Source organism: Paraburkholderia sp. J10-1 (assembly GCF_905220165.1).
In the GTDB taxonomy this organism is placed as follows: domain Bacteria; phylum Pseudomonadota; class Gammaproteobacteria; order Burkholderiales; family Burkholderiaceae; genus Paraburkholderia.
In genome coordinates this window covers 158940-173985 of record NZ_CAJMYW010000003.1, presented here as the reverse complement: position 1 = coordinate 173985, position 15046 = coordinate 158940, and the positions used below count along the sequence as shown (strand labels likewise).

Genomic DNA, 15046 nt, shown 5'->3' with positions numbered 1-15046 from the left:
CCGGAATTCTTCTTCTTGTGCGGCAGGGCGCCGCATGTAGTACGGGCGCCAGTGTAGTCGCGTTTCGGCCTAGGGTAAACCCCTAATTCGAAAAGAATTATTGCGTAGATTGAGATAGTTGCCGGACAAGATCCGAAATGCTTGGTGGGCGCACTTCAGTTCATGCGGAATGGATAAGGGGAATGAATGGGGCGGCGAGAACCGCCGCCCCGGCGCCAGCCTGAGAGCGGGCGTGAAGCTTGGGCGCGTCAGCGCCCGGCCATTATTCCTCGACGCGCTTGCGCAGGCGCGAGCGCGCCTCGGCGAGCGACAGGAACTTGCCATGTGCTTCGTCCAGCACGGTGACCTTGCCGTGGCCGATGTCATAGACCCAGCCCTGCAGTTCGAGCTGGCCCTGGGCCACGCGCGCCGCCACCGCGGGGTGCGTGCGAAGGTGCGTGAGTTGCAGGCGGACGTTTTCTTCGACGAGCGCCTGGACGATGTGGTCGTCGTCCAGACCGCGCGTCTTCACCACGCTGCGTGCGGCTTCCGCGTTGCGCAGCCATGCCTGCACCGTGGGCATGTTGGCCGTGGCTTCCGCGCCCGAGGCGAGGCCCTTCATCGCGCCGCAGTCGGTATGGCCGCACAGCACGATCTGCTTCACGTTGAGCGCGAGCACCGCAAATTCCACGACGGCCGACACGCCGCCGAGCATTTCGCCATAGGCCGGCACGATATTGCCGATGTTGCGGCAAACGAACAGATCACCGGGCTTGGCCTGCGTGATCATTTCCGGCGAAACGCGCGAGTCGGCGCAGGTGATGAACAGCGTGTGCGGCGCCTGGCTATGGGCGAGGCTGTGGAACAGCTCCTTGTTGCCCGGGAAAACGTGATGAGTGAATTCGTCCACGCCGTCGAGCAGGTGTAACAGATCGCAGCCGCACGAATCGGAGTGATCGTCGTGCGAGTGGGTGTTGTCTGGCATGGATGTTTCTCTCTTTATCATGAATCGACACTATCGAATGGCAACAGCGGGAGTTTACGCTGAGCCGACCCTTGGCGGATCGGAAAACTTCGCGTCACGCTGCGCGAGACAGCCGCCTTCCCGGTATCGAGGTGTCGAACCGGCGGGATATGTCGATAAACCGGCCGAAAAGACAGCTAAGTGCGGGAAAGTTGGCTTGCCGAGTGGGGCGCCTGCGCGGCGTGCGTTTCCGTTCGAAACGAGATTTTCTCACGCCGCGCGCAATTGGCCCATCGGGGGTGTCGCCGGGAGTGTCGGGATCAAGACGAGAGAGGGAACGCGACCGACCAGTCGGTCGGCGCGTTCACCATGCCATGCGCCATTGACCTGAAGAATGGGCAGGGGCGTCGACCAGCAACGTGTCGCCGGGCGGTGTCGTTCCATCGGAGAAGTCTGCGAGGATTTCGTCGCGCAGCCGCACGAAGCGCGGATCGGCGCGCTCGCGCGGGCGCGGCAATGCCACGTCGACGATGCGACGGATGCGGCCGGGGCGCGGCGCCATCGTCACGACGCGGTCACCGAGGTAGATCGCCTCGTCCACATCGTGGGTGACGAGGATCATCGTGATGCGTTCGCTTTCCCAGATGCGCAGCAATTCGTTTTGCAGGCGGCTGCGCGTGAGGGCGTCGAGCGCGCCGAACGGTTCGTCGAGCAGCAGCACGCGCGGACGATTGACCAGGCCGCGCGCGATCGCTACGCGCTGCGCCATGCCACCCGAGAGTTGATGCGGATACGCCCGCTCGAAACCCTTGAGGCCCACGAGTGCGATGTGCTCAGCCACGGCCTCGTGCTTCTTGCGCGCCGAAAGCGGGGCATTGCGCAGCGCCGCCAGAATGTTTTGTTCGGCGGTGAGCCACGGAAACAGCCGATGATCCTGGAACACGATGCCGCGCTCGAGCGACGTGTCGCCTACGCGCTCGCCGCGCATCATGATTGCGCCGCTATAGCCCGCGTCGAGGCCGGCGATGAGCCGCAGCAGCGTGGATTTGCCGCATCCGCTCGCGCCGAGCACGCTCACGAATTCACCGGGACGCACATGCAGCGTCACATCGTCGAGCACGGCGAGCGCGGACTCGCCTGCGCCGTAACGCTTGCTCACGTGCAGAATGTCGAGTCCCTCGGGTTCAATGGTGCTCATCGGGTTTTCTCTCAGGTTCATTTGATTTGCAATGCGAATCATTGGGCGGTGATATGCAACCGTGCCAGCACCGTTCGCTCCACGCGGCGTGCGAGCGCATTGAGCGCCCAGCCAATCGCACCCACGACGATGATGCCGAACAGCACGAGGTCCATGCGGAATTGTTCGCTGCCGTCGATCAGCAGATTGCCGATGCCGCTGCCGGCAACGAGCAGATACTCCGCGCCGAGCGTGGCGAGCCACGAATAGATGAGCGCGAGATAGAGGCCCGTGAAAATCGAGGGCAGTGCGGCCGGCAACAGGACGTGGCGGACAAGCTGCAGACGCGAATAGCGCAGCGCCTGCGCGAGTTCGACGTATTGGCGCGGAACGGCGTGAATGCCGTCGCACGTGTGGGCGGCAACGGGGAGCAACGCCGCCAGCGAAAGAAAGACGACCTTGGCGGCGTCGCCGAGCCCGAACCACACGGAAATGAGCGGAATCCACGCGAACAGCGAGATCTGCTTGAACGTGTCGAAGCTCGGCCCCACGACGCGCGCGGCGATGCGCGAGAGCCCCAGCGCGCCGCCCAGCAGAAGGCCCGCCGTGGCGCCGATCGCGAAGCCGCAGGCTTCGCGTGCGAGCGATGCTGAAAGCGCTCGGGCCAACGCGCCGCTCTCGATCTGTTCGTGAGCGGTGCGAACCACATCGGCGGGACTCACTAGCAGGCCGCTTTTCACGAGATGCGAGGCGCTCAAGGCCCACCACAGCGCAATGGCGACGAGGGGCAGGGCTGCTCCGCGTAGATCGAGAGTTCGTCGCGGTTTGGTCTCCATGGTTGCTTCGCAGGCGCAAGCGGGGCGCACGGATTTGCGTGCGAGCGATAATTTCATGGCGAACGTTCCTCTGGGGTGATTGGCTGCCATCAAGCGCGAAACGCCGATGGCGTACCGCGCCGCAAACGCCGCTCGAGCGCATCGAGCAGCCGGTTGATGACGAGGCCGACCGCGCCCACCACAACCACGGAAGCCATCACGAGATCGAGCTGAAAGAGCTGCCGCCCATACACGATCAGATAGCCGAGCCCTTCTGAAGACGCCACGAGCTCGACTACGACGAGCGCGAGCCACGCCTTGGTGAAGGCGAGGCGCACGCCGGTGGCGAGCGCGGGCACCGCCGCGGGCAGCACGAGCCTCACGATGCGTTGCCAGCGTGTGTAGCCGAATACGCGCGCGACTTCGTCCAGTGCCGCCGGTGTCTGCCGAAAGCCCTGTATGGTGCTGAGCGTGACCGGCACGAGCGCCGCGTGAGCGATGAGCAGATACTTGAGCGGTTCGCCCACGCCGACGAGCAGCAACAAGAACGGCAGCCAGCCGAGCACCGGAATCTGCACGATCGCGTTGAAGCTCGGCAGCACCCAGGCTTCGAGCGTGCGGGAGAGCCCGAGCGCGCCGCCGATCAGCAAGCCAAGCACGGTCCCGCCGGCGAAGCCCAGCAGTACGCGTTGCAGGCTGATCAGCGTATTGCGTGCAAGCTCCCCGCTCTGGGCGAGATCGACGAACGTTTCATAAACACGCTGCGGTGCAGGCAGGATTTGCGGCGCGATCCAGCCATGCGCGCTGCCCACGCTCCACAGCAGGAAGAGCAGCGCGGGCAGCAGCCAGGGCGCGAGATGCCACGCGCCCGCGCGCAGCGCGGCGCGCCAGCGTGTGTGTGTCGTTGCCGTGTCGATAAGCGGTGCCGCACGCGGCGTGTCGCTGGCAATCGTGATCGCGGTTTCCGTCATGATGCGGCTCCTCTCGTGCGCTCAGCCAAGCGGCTTGCCGGCGGCGTCGTAGCGGGTCCAGTAGTGTTCGAGCTTTTGCGTGCGCAGCGCGTTGTCGAGATAGCGCGGCTCGAACCACGAATCGACGTCCACGGGCTGGCGAATCAGCTTCAGGCGCAGCGCGTCCTGCGCAACGGCCTTGTAGCGGGCCACGATGAACGGATCGATCAGCGGCGAATTGCGGTATTTCAGAGGCTGTTCGCCGAATTCGGCTTGCCAGGACGTGTAGCTCACGCCGCTCTTTGCCCACAGCTTGAAGAGCGCGTCGCGGTTTGCCTCGTCGGACGACCATTGCGCCGCTTGCACGAAGACGTTGACTACACGCTGCACGATATCGGGGTGCGCCTTCTCGAAGTTGTCGAGCACGAGCAAATGCGCCTGGCGCGTCAACTGCGGCCCGTCATGCTGCGATTCGTAGACGATGCGGGCAAGCCCCTGATCGCGCAGCCGGTAAAGCGTGTAATCGCTCACCGAGGCGTCGATGCCTTTCGATGCGAGCGCGGCGAGCGAGCTTGCAGTATCCAGGTTGATCACGTGCAGCGCGTGTTCGTCGAGCTGGTTCTCGGCGAGTGCGTTGTCGGCCACGAGTTGCAGGTTCGTACCGCGAAAAATGGCGACCCGCCGGTCCTTGAGGTCCTTGATCGATTTGATATCCGAATCGGCCGGCACGCCCACCTTCACGCCGGAGCGCACGCCCGATTCCAGCAGGATGCGGGTCTTGAGACCGTTGGCGCGCGCGAGCACCGAGGGCAAGTCGCCTTGATACGCGAAGTCGAGCGCATTGTTGGCAATGGCCTCATTCACAGCCGGGCCCGCGCCCTTGAAGAAAAGCCACTCGACCTTGATGCCGTCGGCGGCGAACTCCTTTTCGAGCAACTGCTGGCTGCGCGCGGTGGCCGCGGTCGAACCGCCGAAGGTAGGCGGATCGCCCGAGCCTTGCTGGGCGACGCCGATACGGATCACGGTGGGCTTTTCGGCTGCGGCATGCAGGGAGACGAACGAGAGCGCTGCGCAAAGCAGGTACTGCAGAACACGATATGAACGCATGGGCAGGTCGGATCTGGGTGACGAAACGGGGTGCGCAGACTGGCGAGCTTGCGTCGCCGTCGTTGCCGTTGGGTCATTCTTTTCCGTGCGTGCCGATCAGGACAACCAATGAATCGAGATTTGCATTTCTCGACAGAAGCGCTGCATGTGATGGGGAAAGCGAACGGCAGGGCGCCTTCATGATAGTGGCGCGCCGGCCGTGCCGAAGGAAGAAATCGTGCTATCGATGTGAGCAGAAACGCAAAGCCGCATAGCATGCAATGCGGCTTTGCGCGATAGCGCGCCTTATTGCGTTTCGACTGCGTGGCGCGGCGCGGCGGCGCGCCGCGACGGCATGAAATACCACACGGCGCAGAGCACTTGCAGCACGACGAGGACCGCCCACACGGTCTGATGCGCGACCGCCGGGTAGTGGCCGTCGAGTGCCGGCCAGTGTGCGAGCGCGGCGCCGATCGCGATCTGCAGGATGAAGATGCCGATGAAGATGACGAGCGTGAAAGTGGTGTTCACGCGGCCAATCAGGCGCGGCGGAAAATATTCGGCGAGCACCGCGTAAGTGAGGATGCCGGTGCCGCCGAACGCGCCGTAGGCGGCCCAAAGCAAGGATGCGGGCAGCGGCACACGCGCTGCGAGCAAGGCCTGCACGAGCACGAAAGCGAGCATCGTGACGCCGGAAAAGAGCTGCACGCTTACGCCGCGCCGCTCGAAGCTGCGTGCGAGCGCGCCAAAGCCGATGTTGCCGACAATGAATGCGCCGCCCAGCACGGAAACGAGCGAAGCCGCGCGTGCACCGGCATCGGCGGTGCCGGCCGGCACGACGTCGCGCAGGAATGCGCCGACCCACAGCGACTGCATGGCGTAGAACACGGCCTGGGTCAGCGACGAGAACGTCGCCGTCTTCCAGAACGCATGGCTGCGCAGGATGTGCGCGGTGCCCTTGAACTGTTCGAGCACGCTTGCCTGATGGTGGGTGTCGCGCGTGCGCGGCCCGCCCATCCAGATGATGGCGGCCACGAGCACCGTGAGCGCCGAGAGGCCGAGACTGACCGCGCGCCACGGCGCGATCGAGAGCAGCCACGAGAGCGGCGCGCCCACAGCCACGCCGCCTAGTCCCCCCACAGCCATGACGAGGCCGTTCACGAGCGTGAGCTGCGCGACGGGGAAGTGCTGCGCCGTGGCCTTGAACGCGCCGCCGAGGCACACCGACACGCCCACGCCGATCAGCAACCGGCCCACCATCATCGCGGCCATGTTGTGCGAGACGCCGAAGATTAGCGCGCCCGCCGCGGCCACGAGCATGACGCACGCGGTCACGCGTCGCGGGCCGTAATGGTCGAGCAGCACGCCGCCGGGGATCTGCGCGCCGGCGAAGCCGAGGAAATAGAGGCTCGTGAGCGTGCCGAGATCGGTCGCCGTGAAGCCCATCTCACGCGAAAGAAACGGCGCGAAGCCGAGATTCACGCCGCGAAACAGGTATGAAATGAAATAGCCGAGCGCGAATACGGCGAATACGCGCAGTCTGAGTGAGGTCATGTTTGGGGCGAAAGCGGATTGAATGCCTGGCTGTCGATTATTGGCGATTGACGTACGCGAGGCCAGCGAGAAATTTCAGACGGCATTGTGAGTAGAATTTGACGTCATGGCCCGATCTCTCCCACCATTGCAGGCGCTGCGCGCCCTTGAAGCCGCCGCGCGGCGGCGCAGTTTCAGCCGCGCAGCGGAAGAATTGCATTTGACGCACAGCGCCGTGAGCCATCACCTGCGCGCGCTCGAAACGGAACTGGGCGTCGAGCTGTTCCGCCGCGCGGGCAGCCGCATGATCCCGACGGCCGCGGGCGCGCAGCTGGCGGAGCGCGTGCGCCGCAGTCTCGACGACCTGCGCGACGCGCTCGACGCCACGCGCCCCGGCGTGAGCGGCGTGACGCGCCTCGAGTTGAGCGTGATGTCCGACTTCGCCTCCGTCTGGCTGATTCCGCGCCTGGGCGACTTTTACGACCGCCATCCCATGGTCGACCTCTCGCTGCGCATGCATGCCGACGTTACGCCGCCCGACCCGTTTCCCTTCGACGTCGGCATCTGGCATCGGCGGGTGGACGAACCCGGTTTCCAGATCCGCAAGTTGCTGGACGACCAGGTCGTTGCGGTATGCAGTCCGGCCTTGCTCGCGCGCCACCCCGGCTTTCGCATCGAAGATCTCGCGAGCATGCCGCTCCTGCGTTTTTCGCGCCGCTCGTGGCGCGACTTCTTCGAGGCCGCGGGCGTGGCCGGCGACGAACCGGAGCGCGGACCGGTCTTCGACGACGCGGGCCTGCTGCTGCAGGCCACCGTGGCCGGGCAAGGGGCGGCCACGGCGCGCCTGCAACTCGCGCGTGGCTTTATCGAGCGCGGCGAACTGGTGCAGTTGGGACAGGTTCGCATTCCAGCCTCACTCGACTATTACTTCACATGGCGCGAAGGGCATCCGCGCGAGGCGGCGATCCAGCAGTTCTATCGATGGATAAAGGCGCAATTGGCCAAATGATGTCGGCCCCTTGTATTGCGCAATGGGTATTCGGGTTAACCGCTGTCCGGATTGTCAACGCCGCTTGTGTGATGTGCGTTGCTGTTTGATTAAAGCGGCTCAATCCCGCTCTGGAATACGCGATTAGCGATTGTATTCATATCGCATGCACCAAAGCGGATCACGGCTGAAGGCATTGCAGCGGCGTTTAAAGCGGCAATGAAGCGGCAATGAAGCGGCGGTAATGGATCGTAAAGCGGGCGGGTGAAGCCATTTCAATTGCATTGTTGTGTAGTGGCTTCACTATTTGGACAGTCAACGTATTCGTCTGTGGAAAGCAACAGGAAAGTGTGGCGTGGAATCACAGATTGGGCACGCTTCGTGTCAAGAATGAAATAGTTGCGGTATTGTTACTTCCCATCGCCGTTCGGCGCGCGAATGTTTTGTAGTCAATGGTGTAGTTAACGGCCCATTCCTGGGCCTGCAATAAGACTGACAACAGGAGAAACTGCATGAAGGCTATTCAGATGTTCAAGCTGGCCGCAGCCACGGCGCTCGTGGCGGCCTCGTTCCAGGTCTATGCGCAGGACGCTTCGGCGCCTGCCGCAGCGGCCCCCGCCAGCGGTCCGACGGCCGCTGCCCAGCACAACGTCAATCAATCGAAGGCAGCACTGCGTCAGGCACGCGCAGCGAACCGTGCGCTCGGCCGCAAGGTCCGTGCGGCCCTCGCGCGTGACCGGAACATCAGCGTCTCCAACATCACCGTGCGTGCGAAAGACGGCGCCGTCATTCTGCAAGGCACCGTACCCGAGTCGTCGCAAATCCAGCGCGCCGGCGATGTCGCCAAGGGCGTGGAAGGCGTGACGTCGGTGCGTAACGCGCTGACGATCCGCCCGGTTGGGACCTGAGCATCGGCTAGCCGGCGTGTGCCGATCGCGCGTGGAGGCGCGGACGGCGACGCCGGAGCGGATGCATTAAGCTGCTTCCTGAAGGCCACACATGCAGTCCCTTTCGCGGACTGCATGTGCGGTTTTTTTATTGCCTGTCGAGACTGTAGTGCGAGCCGCGCTCAGGCATCGACGTAATGCATTTCCGGCGATTCGCCCATCAGCAGAGGGCGATTGGCGTCGGCGGCCGCGCGCAGATAGTCCCAGAGCGACGTGATGCGCCGCAGCTTGCGCAGGTCCTCGCGGCTGCACAGCCAGAAGCGCCGCGTCACCACGACTTCGTCGGGCAGGATTGGCACGAGGCGCGGGTCGGGCTCGGCCATGAAGCAAGGCAGGATGGCGAGCGCGCTGCCCTGCAGCGCAGCATGGTATTGCGCAATCACGCTGGTGCTGCACAGGTTGGCGGTCACGTTAGGCGCCGTTCGTTCGAGGTACAGCAGTTCATGGCTGAACGCCAGATCGGCGACATAGCTGATGAAGGCATGATTGCGCAGGTCGGCGGCTGTGCGAACGCGCGGGTGGCGCTCGAGATAGGCGGGCGTGCCGTACAGGCGCAACCGGTAGTCGCACAGCTTCGTGTACACATACTGTCCACGCTCGGGGCGCTCCAGCATGATCGCGAGGTCGGCCTCACGCTTCGAAAGGCTCACGAAATGCGGCACCGGCAACAGGTCGATCGACATGTCGGGATGCTGGCCCGTAAAGCGCGCCAGCTGCGGCGCAAGAAAGAAGCAACCGAAACCTTCCGTCGAGCCCACGCGAACATGGCCCGAAAGCGACTGCGCGCCAAGCGCGAACTGCTCGCTGGCCGATTGCACCGTGGTTTCCACGGCATCCGCATAGGCCAGCAGGCGCTGGCCTTCGGCCGTCAGCACGAAGCCGCCCGAGCGCGATTTATCGAATAGAACCGTGCCTAGCGCCGCCTCCAGCTCACGCACGCGGCGCGCGACCGTGGTGTGGTCGACGCCCAGGCGCTTCGCGGCACCGCTCGCGCGCTGCGTGCGTGCGACTTCCAGGAAGTAGCGCAGATCGTCCCAGTTCAATGTCTCCATGCCGGTCGTTGTGTTTTTTTGCATATCGGATGGGCTTTTTCGTCTCTATGCCGTGGATATTCGAATAACTATACTCGCTGCAGAAGGCGACTGAAACAGACGCGGTCGCACGACAACAAAGACGGAGACAGACGATGCAAACGCAGTCGTTCCCCACGCGCTCGCCGCAGGCGCGCCCGTGTTCAGCAGGACTCTCCTTGACTTCGCCCGGCTCCGTTCCCGGCACGCTCGACATGACCGCATGCGTTTGCGCTGCGTCCTTGCGCGCGTGCTGCGGCTGAAGGTTTCGCGTACTCCGCATATTCCGCTATATCCGGCCACGGCCGGCCCGTTCGAATCCAACAGGGAGAGTTCACGATGAACGCAGTGACCCAGGCATCCAACGCGCACGTTTCGACCGTCAAGCTGCTCATCGACGGCGAATTCGTCGAATCGAAAACGACTGAATGGCGCGATATCGTCAATCCGGCCACGCAGGAAGTGCTGGCGCGCGTGCCGTTCGCGACCGTCGAGGAAGTGGACCAGGCCGTGAAGGCCGCGCATGCCGCGTTCGCCACGTGGAAGACCACGCCGGTCGGCACGCGTTTGCGCATCATGCTCAAACTGCAGGCGCTGATTCGCGAGCACATGCCGCGCATCGCGCAAACGCTCACCGCCGAACAGGGCAAGACGCTGCCCGACGCCGAGGGCGATATTTTCCGCGGCCTCGAAGTGGTCGAGCACGCGTGCTCGATCGGCACGCTGCAGCAAGGTGGTTTCGCCGAGAACGTGGCGGGTGGCGTGGACACCTACACGTTGCAGCAGCCGCTAGGCGTATGCGCCGGCATCACGCCCTTCAACTTCCCCGCGATGATTCCGCTATGGATGTTCCCGATGGCGATCGTTTGCGGCAATACGTTCGTGCTCAAGCCTTCGGAGCAGGACCCGCTTTCGACCATGCAGCTCGTCGAACTCGCGATCGAAGCGGGCATTCCGAAGGGCGTGCTCAACGTCGTGCACGGCGGCAAGGAAGTCGTCGATGCGATCTGCACGCACGAACTCGTGAAGGCGATTTCGTTCGTCGGCTCGACGGCCGTGGGCACGCACGTCTATCGTCTGGGCAGCGAGCACGGCAAGCGCGTGCAGTCGATGATGGGCGCGAAGAATCACGCTGTCGTGCTGCCCGATGCGAATCGCGAGCAGGCGCTCAATGCACTGGTCGGCGCGGCGTTCGGCGCGGCGGGCCAGCGCTGCATGGCGACCTCGGTGGCCGTGTTCGTGGGCGCGGCGCAGCAATGGGTGGACGAACTGGTGGAAAAGGCGAAGACCCTCAAGGTCAACGCGGGCCATGAGCCCAAGACCGACGTCGGGCCGGTCGTGTCGCGCGCCGCGAAAACGCGCATTCTCGGGCTGATCGACGCGGGCGTGAAGCAGGGCGCGACGCTCGCACTGGACGGCCGCGACGTGAAGGTGCCGGGCTACGAGAGCGGCAACTTCGTCGGGCCCACGGTGTTCACGAACGTGAAGACCGACATGGACATCTACACGAACGAGATTTTCGGGCCCGTGCTCGTAGTGCTCACGGCGAAGACGCTCGACGAAGCGATCGCCATCGTCAACGCGAATCCGTTCGGCAACGGCGTGGGCCTGTTCACGCAAAGCGGCGCGGCGGCGCGCAAGTTCCAGAGCGAGATCGACATTGGCCAGGTGGGCATCAATATTCCGATTCCGGTGCCGGTGCCGTATTTCAGCTTCACGGGCTCGCGCGGCTCGAAGCTCGGCGACCTGGGCCCGTATGGCAAGCAGGTCGTGCAGTTCTACACGCAGACCAAGACGGTCACCGCACGCTGGTTCGACGACGCGACCGTGAGCGACGGCGTGAACACGACGATCAGCCTGCGCTGATACGCCGCCCGGCATCAACACGGAGTACTGAACAATAACGGAGACAGGCTCATGAAAATCGGATTTGTCGGGCTGGGCCACATGGGCGCGCCGATGGCGCTCAACCTGCTCAAGGCGGGGCATGCGGTAGCCGTGTTCGACCTGAGTGCGAGCGCGATGCAAACGCTCGCCGAAGCTGGCGCGCAGAAGGCCGCATCGGCGATGGCAGCGGCAAGCGGCGCGGAGTGCGTCATCACGATGCTGCCCGCGGCGGCGCACGTGCGCAGCGTGCTCACGGCGGAAGACGGTGTGCTGGCGGGTATCGCGAAGGGCGTGACGATCATCGATTCGAGCACGATCGATCCGGCGAGCGTCAAGGAGTTCGCGAAGCTCGCCGCCGCGCAGGGGAACGCGTTTGTCGATGCGCCAGTCTCGGGCGGCACGGGCGGTGCGGCCGCAGGCACGCTGACCTTCATGGTGGGCGGCAGCGCCGAGCACTATGAGAGCGTGAAGCCGGTGCTTTCGGGCATGGGCAAGAACATTGTCCATTGCGGCGAGACCGGCACGGGGCAGGTGGCAAAGATCTGCAACAACCTCGTGCTCGGCATCACGATGGCCGGCGTGGCCGAAGCGATGGCGCTCGGCGAGGCGCTCGGCATCGACCCGAAAGTGCTAGGCGGGATCATGAACACGTCCACGGGCCGCTGCTGGAGTTCGGACACGTACAACCCGTACCCGGGCGTGATCGAGACGGCGCCTTCCTCGCGCGGCTACACGGGCGGTTTCGGCACGGACCTCATGCTCAAGGACCTGGGTCTGGCCACCGACGCCGCAAAAGGCGTGCATCAACCCGCGTATATGGGTGCGCTCGCGCAGCAGCTCTATCAGGCCATGAGCAGCCACGGCGACGGCAAGCTCGACTTCTCGGCGATCATCAAGCTGTATCGCGCCGACAAAGGCTGAGTCACGTCGTTTCGAGTCGCGAAAGGCGCGCTGCGAAGCGCGCCTTTTTTACGCCCGTATCGTCAGCGCTTGATACGCGCTTCGACACGCGCAAAGAGCCGCTTGAACCAGACGCCGAGCAGCGCATTCGAAGGCGCGAGCGCGGTGGAGCAGGCGAGAATGCGATAGACGTCGTTGCGCGTGACCTTCGAGGTCTTCGCGGGATCGAGCCAGTCGTCGTTGTCGACGAGGCGCTCGAGCGTTTCGAGGCCGATGAGAATGGGCCACAGGCACGCGAGCCGCAGGCGCACCGAAAGGCGCGGCAGCGCGAACGTATAGTCGATGGCCGCGCGAAAATGGTCGAGCGCGATGCGCACGAGTTCGAGCATGATCGGCCGCGCGTGCGCCGAGGCGCCGGGCTTGAGCAGGTCCTGCGCGGTGAGCCCGGCCTGGGCCAGCATCGAAGCGGGCAGATAGCAGCGGCCGATGCGCAGATCCTTGCCGCAGTCGCGCAGCACGTTCACCATCTGCAAGGCCTTGCCGAAGCGAATGCCGCGCGCGTACATGGTGGGTTCCAGCGAGGGCGCGAGGGTGCCCGGCAAGTGCATGTACGTCATCTTCGTCCAGAACTCGCCCACGCAGCCTGCCACGAGATACGTGTAGCGATCGAGTTCGTCCCACGTGTTCAGCGCGGCCACCTGGCCCGAGCGCTCGTCGGGGAACGTGCGCAGATCGAATTCCATGCCTTCGGTGAGCGTCGTGACGATCTCGCGCACGGCCCGGCGATCGGCGTCGTCGAGTTGCGCGAGCACGTCGAGCGCGCCGCCCAGCGATTCGAGCAGCAGCTTCTCGTCCGATTGCGTTTGCTGGCCCGCCACTTCGCCCGCGAGATCGGCGAGCAGGGTGTCATCGTTCGTCGCGCCGTTCACGCGTTCGCGCAGCGCGAGCAGCAGGGCGAGCCGCCGCTCAGGCGGAATCAGCGCGGTATCGGCGATGGTGTCGGCGGCGCGCGCGAGCAGATAGGCTTCGCCCACGGGGTCGCGCATGCCGGCGGGCAGCACGCGCATCGTGAGGTAGAACGAACGGGAAACGCCTTTGAGCAACGGGCCCAACAGGAAGGCCCGGGTAGAATTCTGCATGTCGGATAGGGGCAGCAAGGGACGGATCGGACGCAGCCGCATTGTATCGTGGACGAAGGAGACAAGGCCCGATGAGCCCCGAACGCGCGTTTTATGACCTCCAGGTGCGCTTCGCGCGCACGGCGGCGCGCCTCGCCGGTATGCCGCTCGCGGCGGCGTTGCTCGACTGCACGAACCTTTACGTGCGCTTTGGCGCGGGGCGGGCTTTCGATCGCACGCATCCCCTTTGGGCAGCTTACGTGTATGGCCTCGATGAGTGCGCAAGCGTGAGCGAGCAGTGCGAGTGGACGTGGCGCTATTTGCAGCGCTGCCCGACGCATCAGGCGGCGCCCGCGGTCGTCGCGACGGTTGGCTGCTTCTCGTACGCGCGTGAACCGCACGGCGGAGTGCGTTTGCACTTCAACGCTCAAACGGATAACGGCATGTCGCCGCTCGATTCCCGGCAACGCGCCGCACGGTACGTTGAGTTGCGGGCGTTAATTGGGCACCTGCGCAGCCATCTCGGCGAAAGCGGTTGCGCGCCGGGTGATGTGCTCATTCATGGCACGTCCTGGCTCTACAACGTGCCTGCCTACCGGCGGCTCTTTCCCGCGGCCTATGTGGCGAGCGCGCAGCCTGTGGCGCGCCTGCGTGCACTTTCGCTTTGGGGCCAATTTCTCGACCGTCACGGCGGCGTGCGCAACGACGCGGCCGCGATGCTGCTCGAGCGCGTCGACCGAGTTAGCACATTTGCCAATTTGTTGTCTTGCTTTCCCTTACAGGCGCTCGCGGTGCATGCGAGCTTTGCAGCGTTTCAGGATTATTTTGATAAGTGACGGCATGCGGTCGTCGCGAAGCGGGCCACGCTGCGCGCGGTAAAACGCCTGTTTGCCTATCGAAAGCGAACGTAATCGCTACGGTTACCAAAAATTTTTCAAGATAACCGCGGCGTCGTGCAGTCGAGAGCAGATTGAAAGCCGCTATACGCACGAAGGGGGTTGGCCTCGCGCGGAAATGGGTGCGCGCGAAACGAACTCAACGAGGCCCATGCAATATTGATGAAAGTAATTCCTGTAATCACAAGGTAACGCGCATGCCGCGCCCAACGCACTAGACTCCGCCGATGCTTTCGAAACGGAGCGTCGCTCATGCCCTCGTCCCCGGCTCTTGCCATTCATTCCCTGCGCGATTTCGAGCTGACTGCGGACGGCCAGTACCTGATGGTGAACGGCAATCAGCCGGACAGCGTCGCATTGCATTGCTCGGTGATGCATGAACTGCTCGCCGCACTTTCCAACGCGATTGGCCGCTCCGAGCGCATTCGCCACAAAACCGCGAGCGTGAAATTCACCATGCCTTGCGAGGCCTGGGAGGTCGGCCGCGAGTCGGGCGACGTGCAGCATCTCGTCGTGAGCTTTCGCTTGCCCGGGGGCGCCGAACTGTCGTTCCGTCTGCAGCCTGCGCAAGCCGTGCACATGACCGAGGTGCTCTCGCTCGCAACGGGGCTCGCGAAGATGCGCCTGCCTGGCCGCGCGAGCATGCAATAGGCGCGGCGCAGGCCCGGTTTGCCGCACTCGTTGTACACCCTGCATCCGTGGATGCCGGCCGCGCGCGTCTCGCGCCGGTCATGGA

At 64.3% G+C, this 15046-nt stretch carries 14 protein-coding genes; 6 read left to right on the top strand and 8 right to left on the bottom strand.

All coding sequences use genetic code 11. From position 1 onward, the window contains the following. Positions 1–262: 262 nt before the first annotated feature. From U5A65_RS13370 to U5A65_RS13345, 6 genes are all read right to left on the bottom strand, one after another. Positions 263–964: a carbonic anhydrase gene (locus tag U5A65_RS13370; protein WP_321910835.1), complete on the bottom strand. Its 702-nt coding sequence runs from the start codon at positions 962–964 to the stop codon at positions 263–265. A gap of 343 nt (positions 965–1307) precedes the next feature. Continuing rightward, positions 1308–2141, bottom strand: coding sequence for an ABC transporter ATP-binding protein (locus tag U5A65_RS13365; RefSeq protein ID WP_321946513.1), 834 nt, complete (start codon positions 2139–2141; stop codon positions 1308–1310). Positions 2142–2179: 38 nt separating this feature from the next. Then, positions 2180–2956: an ABC transporter permease gene (locus U5A65_RS13360; RefSeq protein WP_321910883.1), complete on the bottom strand. Its 777-nt coding sequence runs from the start codon at positions 2954–2956 to the stop codon at positions 2180–2182. 89 nt (positions 2957–3045) lie between these two features. Next, on the bottom strand, positions 3046–3906 hold the full coding sequence (locus tag U5A65_RS13355; protein ID WP_321946512.1) for an ABC transporter permease: 861 nt from the start codon (positions 3904–3906) through the stop codon (positions 3046–3048). Between the two features lie 21 nt (positions 3907–3927). Then, positions 3928–4992 (bottom strand): ABC transporter substrate-binding protein, encoded by a 1065-nt coding sequence (locus U5A65_RS13350; protein WP_321946511.1) that lies wholly within the window; start codon positions 4990–4992, stop codon positions 3928–3930. A gap of 285 nt (positions 4993–5277) precedes the next feature. Next, positions 5278–6525, bottom strand: coding sequence for an MFS transporter (locus U5A65_RS13345; RefSeq protein WP_321946510.1), 1248 nt, complete (start codon positions 6523–6525; stop codon positions 5278–5280). Between the two features lie 106 nt (positions 6526–6631). On the opposite strand from U5A65_RS13345, the gene U5A65_RS13340 reads away from it, so the two are divergent. Beyond that, on the top strand, positions 6632–7513 hold the full coding sequence (locus tag U5A65_RS13340; protein WP_321946509.1) for a LysR substrate-binding domain-containing protein: 882 nt from the start codon (positions 6632–6634) through the stop codon (positions 7511–7513). A gap of 491 nt (positions 7514–8004) precedes the next feature. Further along, on the top strand, positions 8005–8400 hold the full coding sequence (locus U5A65_RS13335; protein ID WP_321910844.1) for a BON domain-containing protein: 396 nt from the start codon (positions 8005–8007) through the stop codon (positions 8398–8400). 161 nt (positions 8401–8561) lie between these two features. Here U5A65_RS13335 and U5A65_RS13330 read toward each other — a convergent pair whose 3' ends face one another. Continuing rightward, a complete protein-coding gene (locus U5A65_RS13330) occupies positions 8562–9515 on the bottom strand; it encodes a LysR family transcriptional regulator (RefSeq protein ID WP_321910845.1) in 954 nt (317 codons plus the stop codon). Between the two features lie 333 nt (positions 9516–9848). On the opposite strand from U5A65_RS13330, the gene U5A65_RS13325 reads away from it, so the two are divergent. Continuing rightward, a complete protein-coding gene (locus U5A65_RS13325) occupies positions 9849–11375 on the top strand; it encodes a CoA-acylating methylmalonate-semialdehyde dehydrogenase (protein ID WP_321910847.1) in 1527 nt (508 codons plus the stop codon). Between the two features lie 51 nt (positions 11376–11426). Further along, positions 11427–12317: a 3-hydroxyisobutyrate dehydrogenase gene (gene mmsB / locus U5A65_RS13320; protein WP_321946508.1), complete on the top strand. Its 891-nt coding sequence runs from the start codon at positions 11427–11429 to the stop codon at positions 12315–12317. A 62-nt stretch (positions 12318–12379) separates the two neighbouring features. Here mmsB and U5A65_RS13315 read toward each other — a convergent pair whose 3' ends face one another. Next, the gene (locus U5A65_RS13315) at positions 12380–13435 is read right to left on the bottom strand and encodes a phytoene/squalene synthase family protein (protein ID WP_321946507.1); all 1056 of its coding nucleotides are present in this window, start codon (positions 13433–13435) and stop codon (positions 12380–12382) included. Between the two features lie 71 nt (positions 13436–13506). Between U5A65_RS13315 and U5A65_RS13310 the strand changes: the two genes are divergently transcribed. Both U5A65_RS13310 and U5A65_RS13305 read left to right on the top strand, forming a co-directional pair. Beyond that, positions 13507–14250, top strand: coding sequence for a hypothetical protein (locus U5A65_RS13310; RefSeq protein ID WP_321946506.1), 744 nt, complete (start codon positions 13507–13509; stop codon positions 14248–14250). Between the two features lie 312 nt (positions 14251–14562). Continuing rightward, the gene (locus U5A65_RS13305; protein ID WP_028205068.1) at positions 14563–14961 is read left to right on the top strand and encodes a hypothetical protein; all 399 of its coding nucleotides are present in this window, start codon (positions 14563–14565) and stop codon (positions 14959–14961) included. Positions 14962–15046: the final 85 nt, after the last annotated feature.

Excerpts from the sequence above, each read along its gene's own strand:
- U5A65_RS13350 (WP_321946511.1), bottom strand. The coding sequence starts at position 4,992 with ATGCGTTCATATCGTGTTCTGCAGTACCTGCTTTGCGCAGCGCTCTCG.
- U5A65_RS13355 (WP_321946512.1), bottom strand. The coding sequence starts at position 3,906 with ATGACGGAAACCGCGATCACGATTGCCAGCGACACGCCGCGTGCGGCA.
- U5A65_RS13365 (WP_321946513.1), bottom strand. The coding sequence starts at position 2,141 with ATGAGCACCATTGAACCCGAGGGACTCGACATTCTGCACGTGAGCAAG.
- U5A65_RS13305 (WP_028205068.1), top strand. The coding sequence starts at position 14,563 with ATGCCCTCGTCCCCGGCTCTTGCCATTCATTCCCTGCGCGATTTCGAG.
- U5A65_RS13330 (WP_321910845.1), bottom strand. The coding sequence starts at position 9,515 with ATGCAAAAAAACACAACGACCGGCATGGAGACATTGAACTGGGACGAT.
- U5A65_RS13370 (WP_321910835.1), bottom strand. The coding sequence starts at position 964 with ATGCCAGACAACACCCACTCGCACGACGATCACTCCGATTCGTGCGGC.
- U5A65_RS13310 (WP_321946506.1), top strand. The coding sequence starts at position 13,507 with ATGAGCCCCGAACGCGCGTTTTATGACCTCCAGGTGCGCTTCGCGCGC.
- U5A65_RS13345 (WP_321946510.1), bottom strand. The coding sequence starts at position 6,525 with ATGACCTCACTCAGACTGCGCGTATTCGCCGTATTCGCGCTCGGCTAT.
- U5A65_RS13315 (WP_321946507.1), bottom strand. The coding sequence starts at position 13,435 with ATGCAGAATTCTACCCGGGCCTTCCTGTTGGGCCCGTTGCTCAAAGGC.
- U5A65_RS13335 (WP_321910844.1), top strand. The coding sequence starts at position 8,005 with ATGAAGGCTATTCAGATGTTCAAGCTGGCCGCAGCCACGGCGCTCGTG.
- U5A65_RS13360 (WP_321910883.1), bottom strand. The coding sequence starts at position 2,956 with ATGGAGACCAAACCGCGACGAACTCTCGATCTACGCGGAGCAGCCCTG.
- U5A65_RS13325 (WP_321910847.1), top strand. The coding sequence starts at position 9,849 with ATGAACGCAGTGACCCAGGCATCCAACGCGCACGTTTCGACCGTCAAG.
- U5A65_RS13340 (WP_321946509.1), top strand. The coding sequence starts at position 6,632 with ATGGCCCGATCTCTCCCACCATTGCAGGCGCTGCGCGCCCTTGAAGCC.
- mmsB (WP_321946508.1), top strand. The coding sequence starts at position 11,427 with ATGAAAATCGGATTTGTCGGGCTGGGCCACATGGGCGCGCCGATGGCG.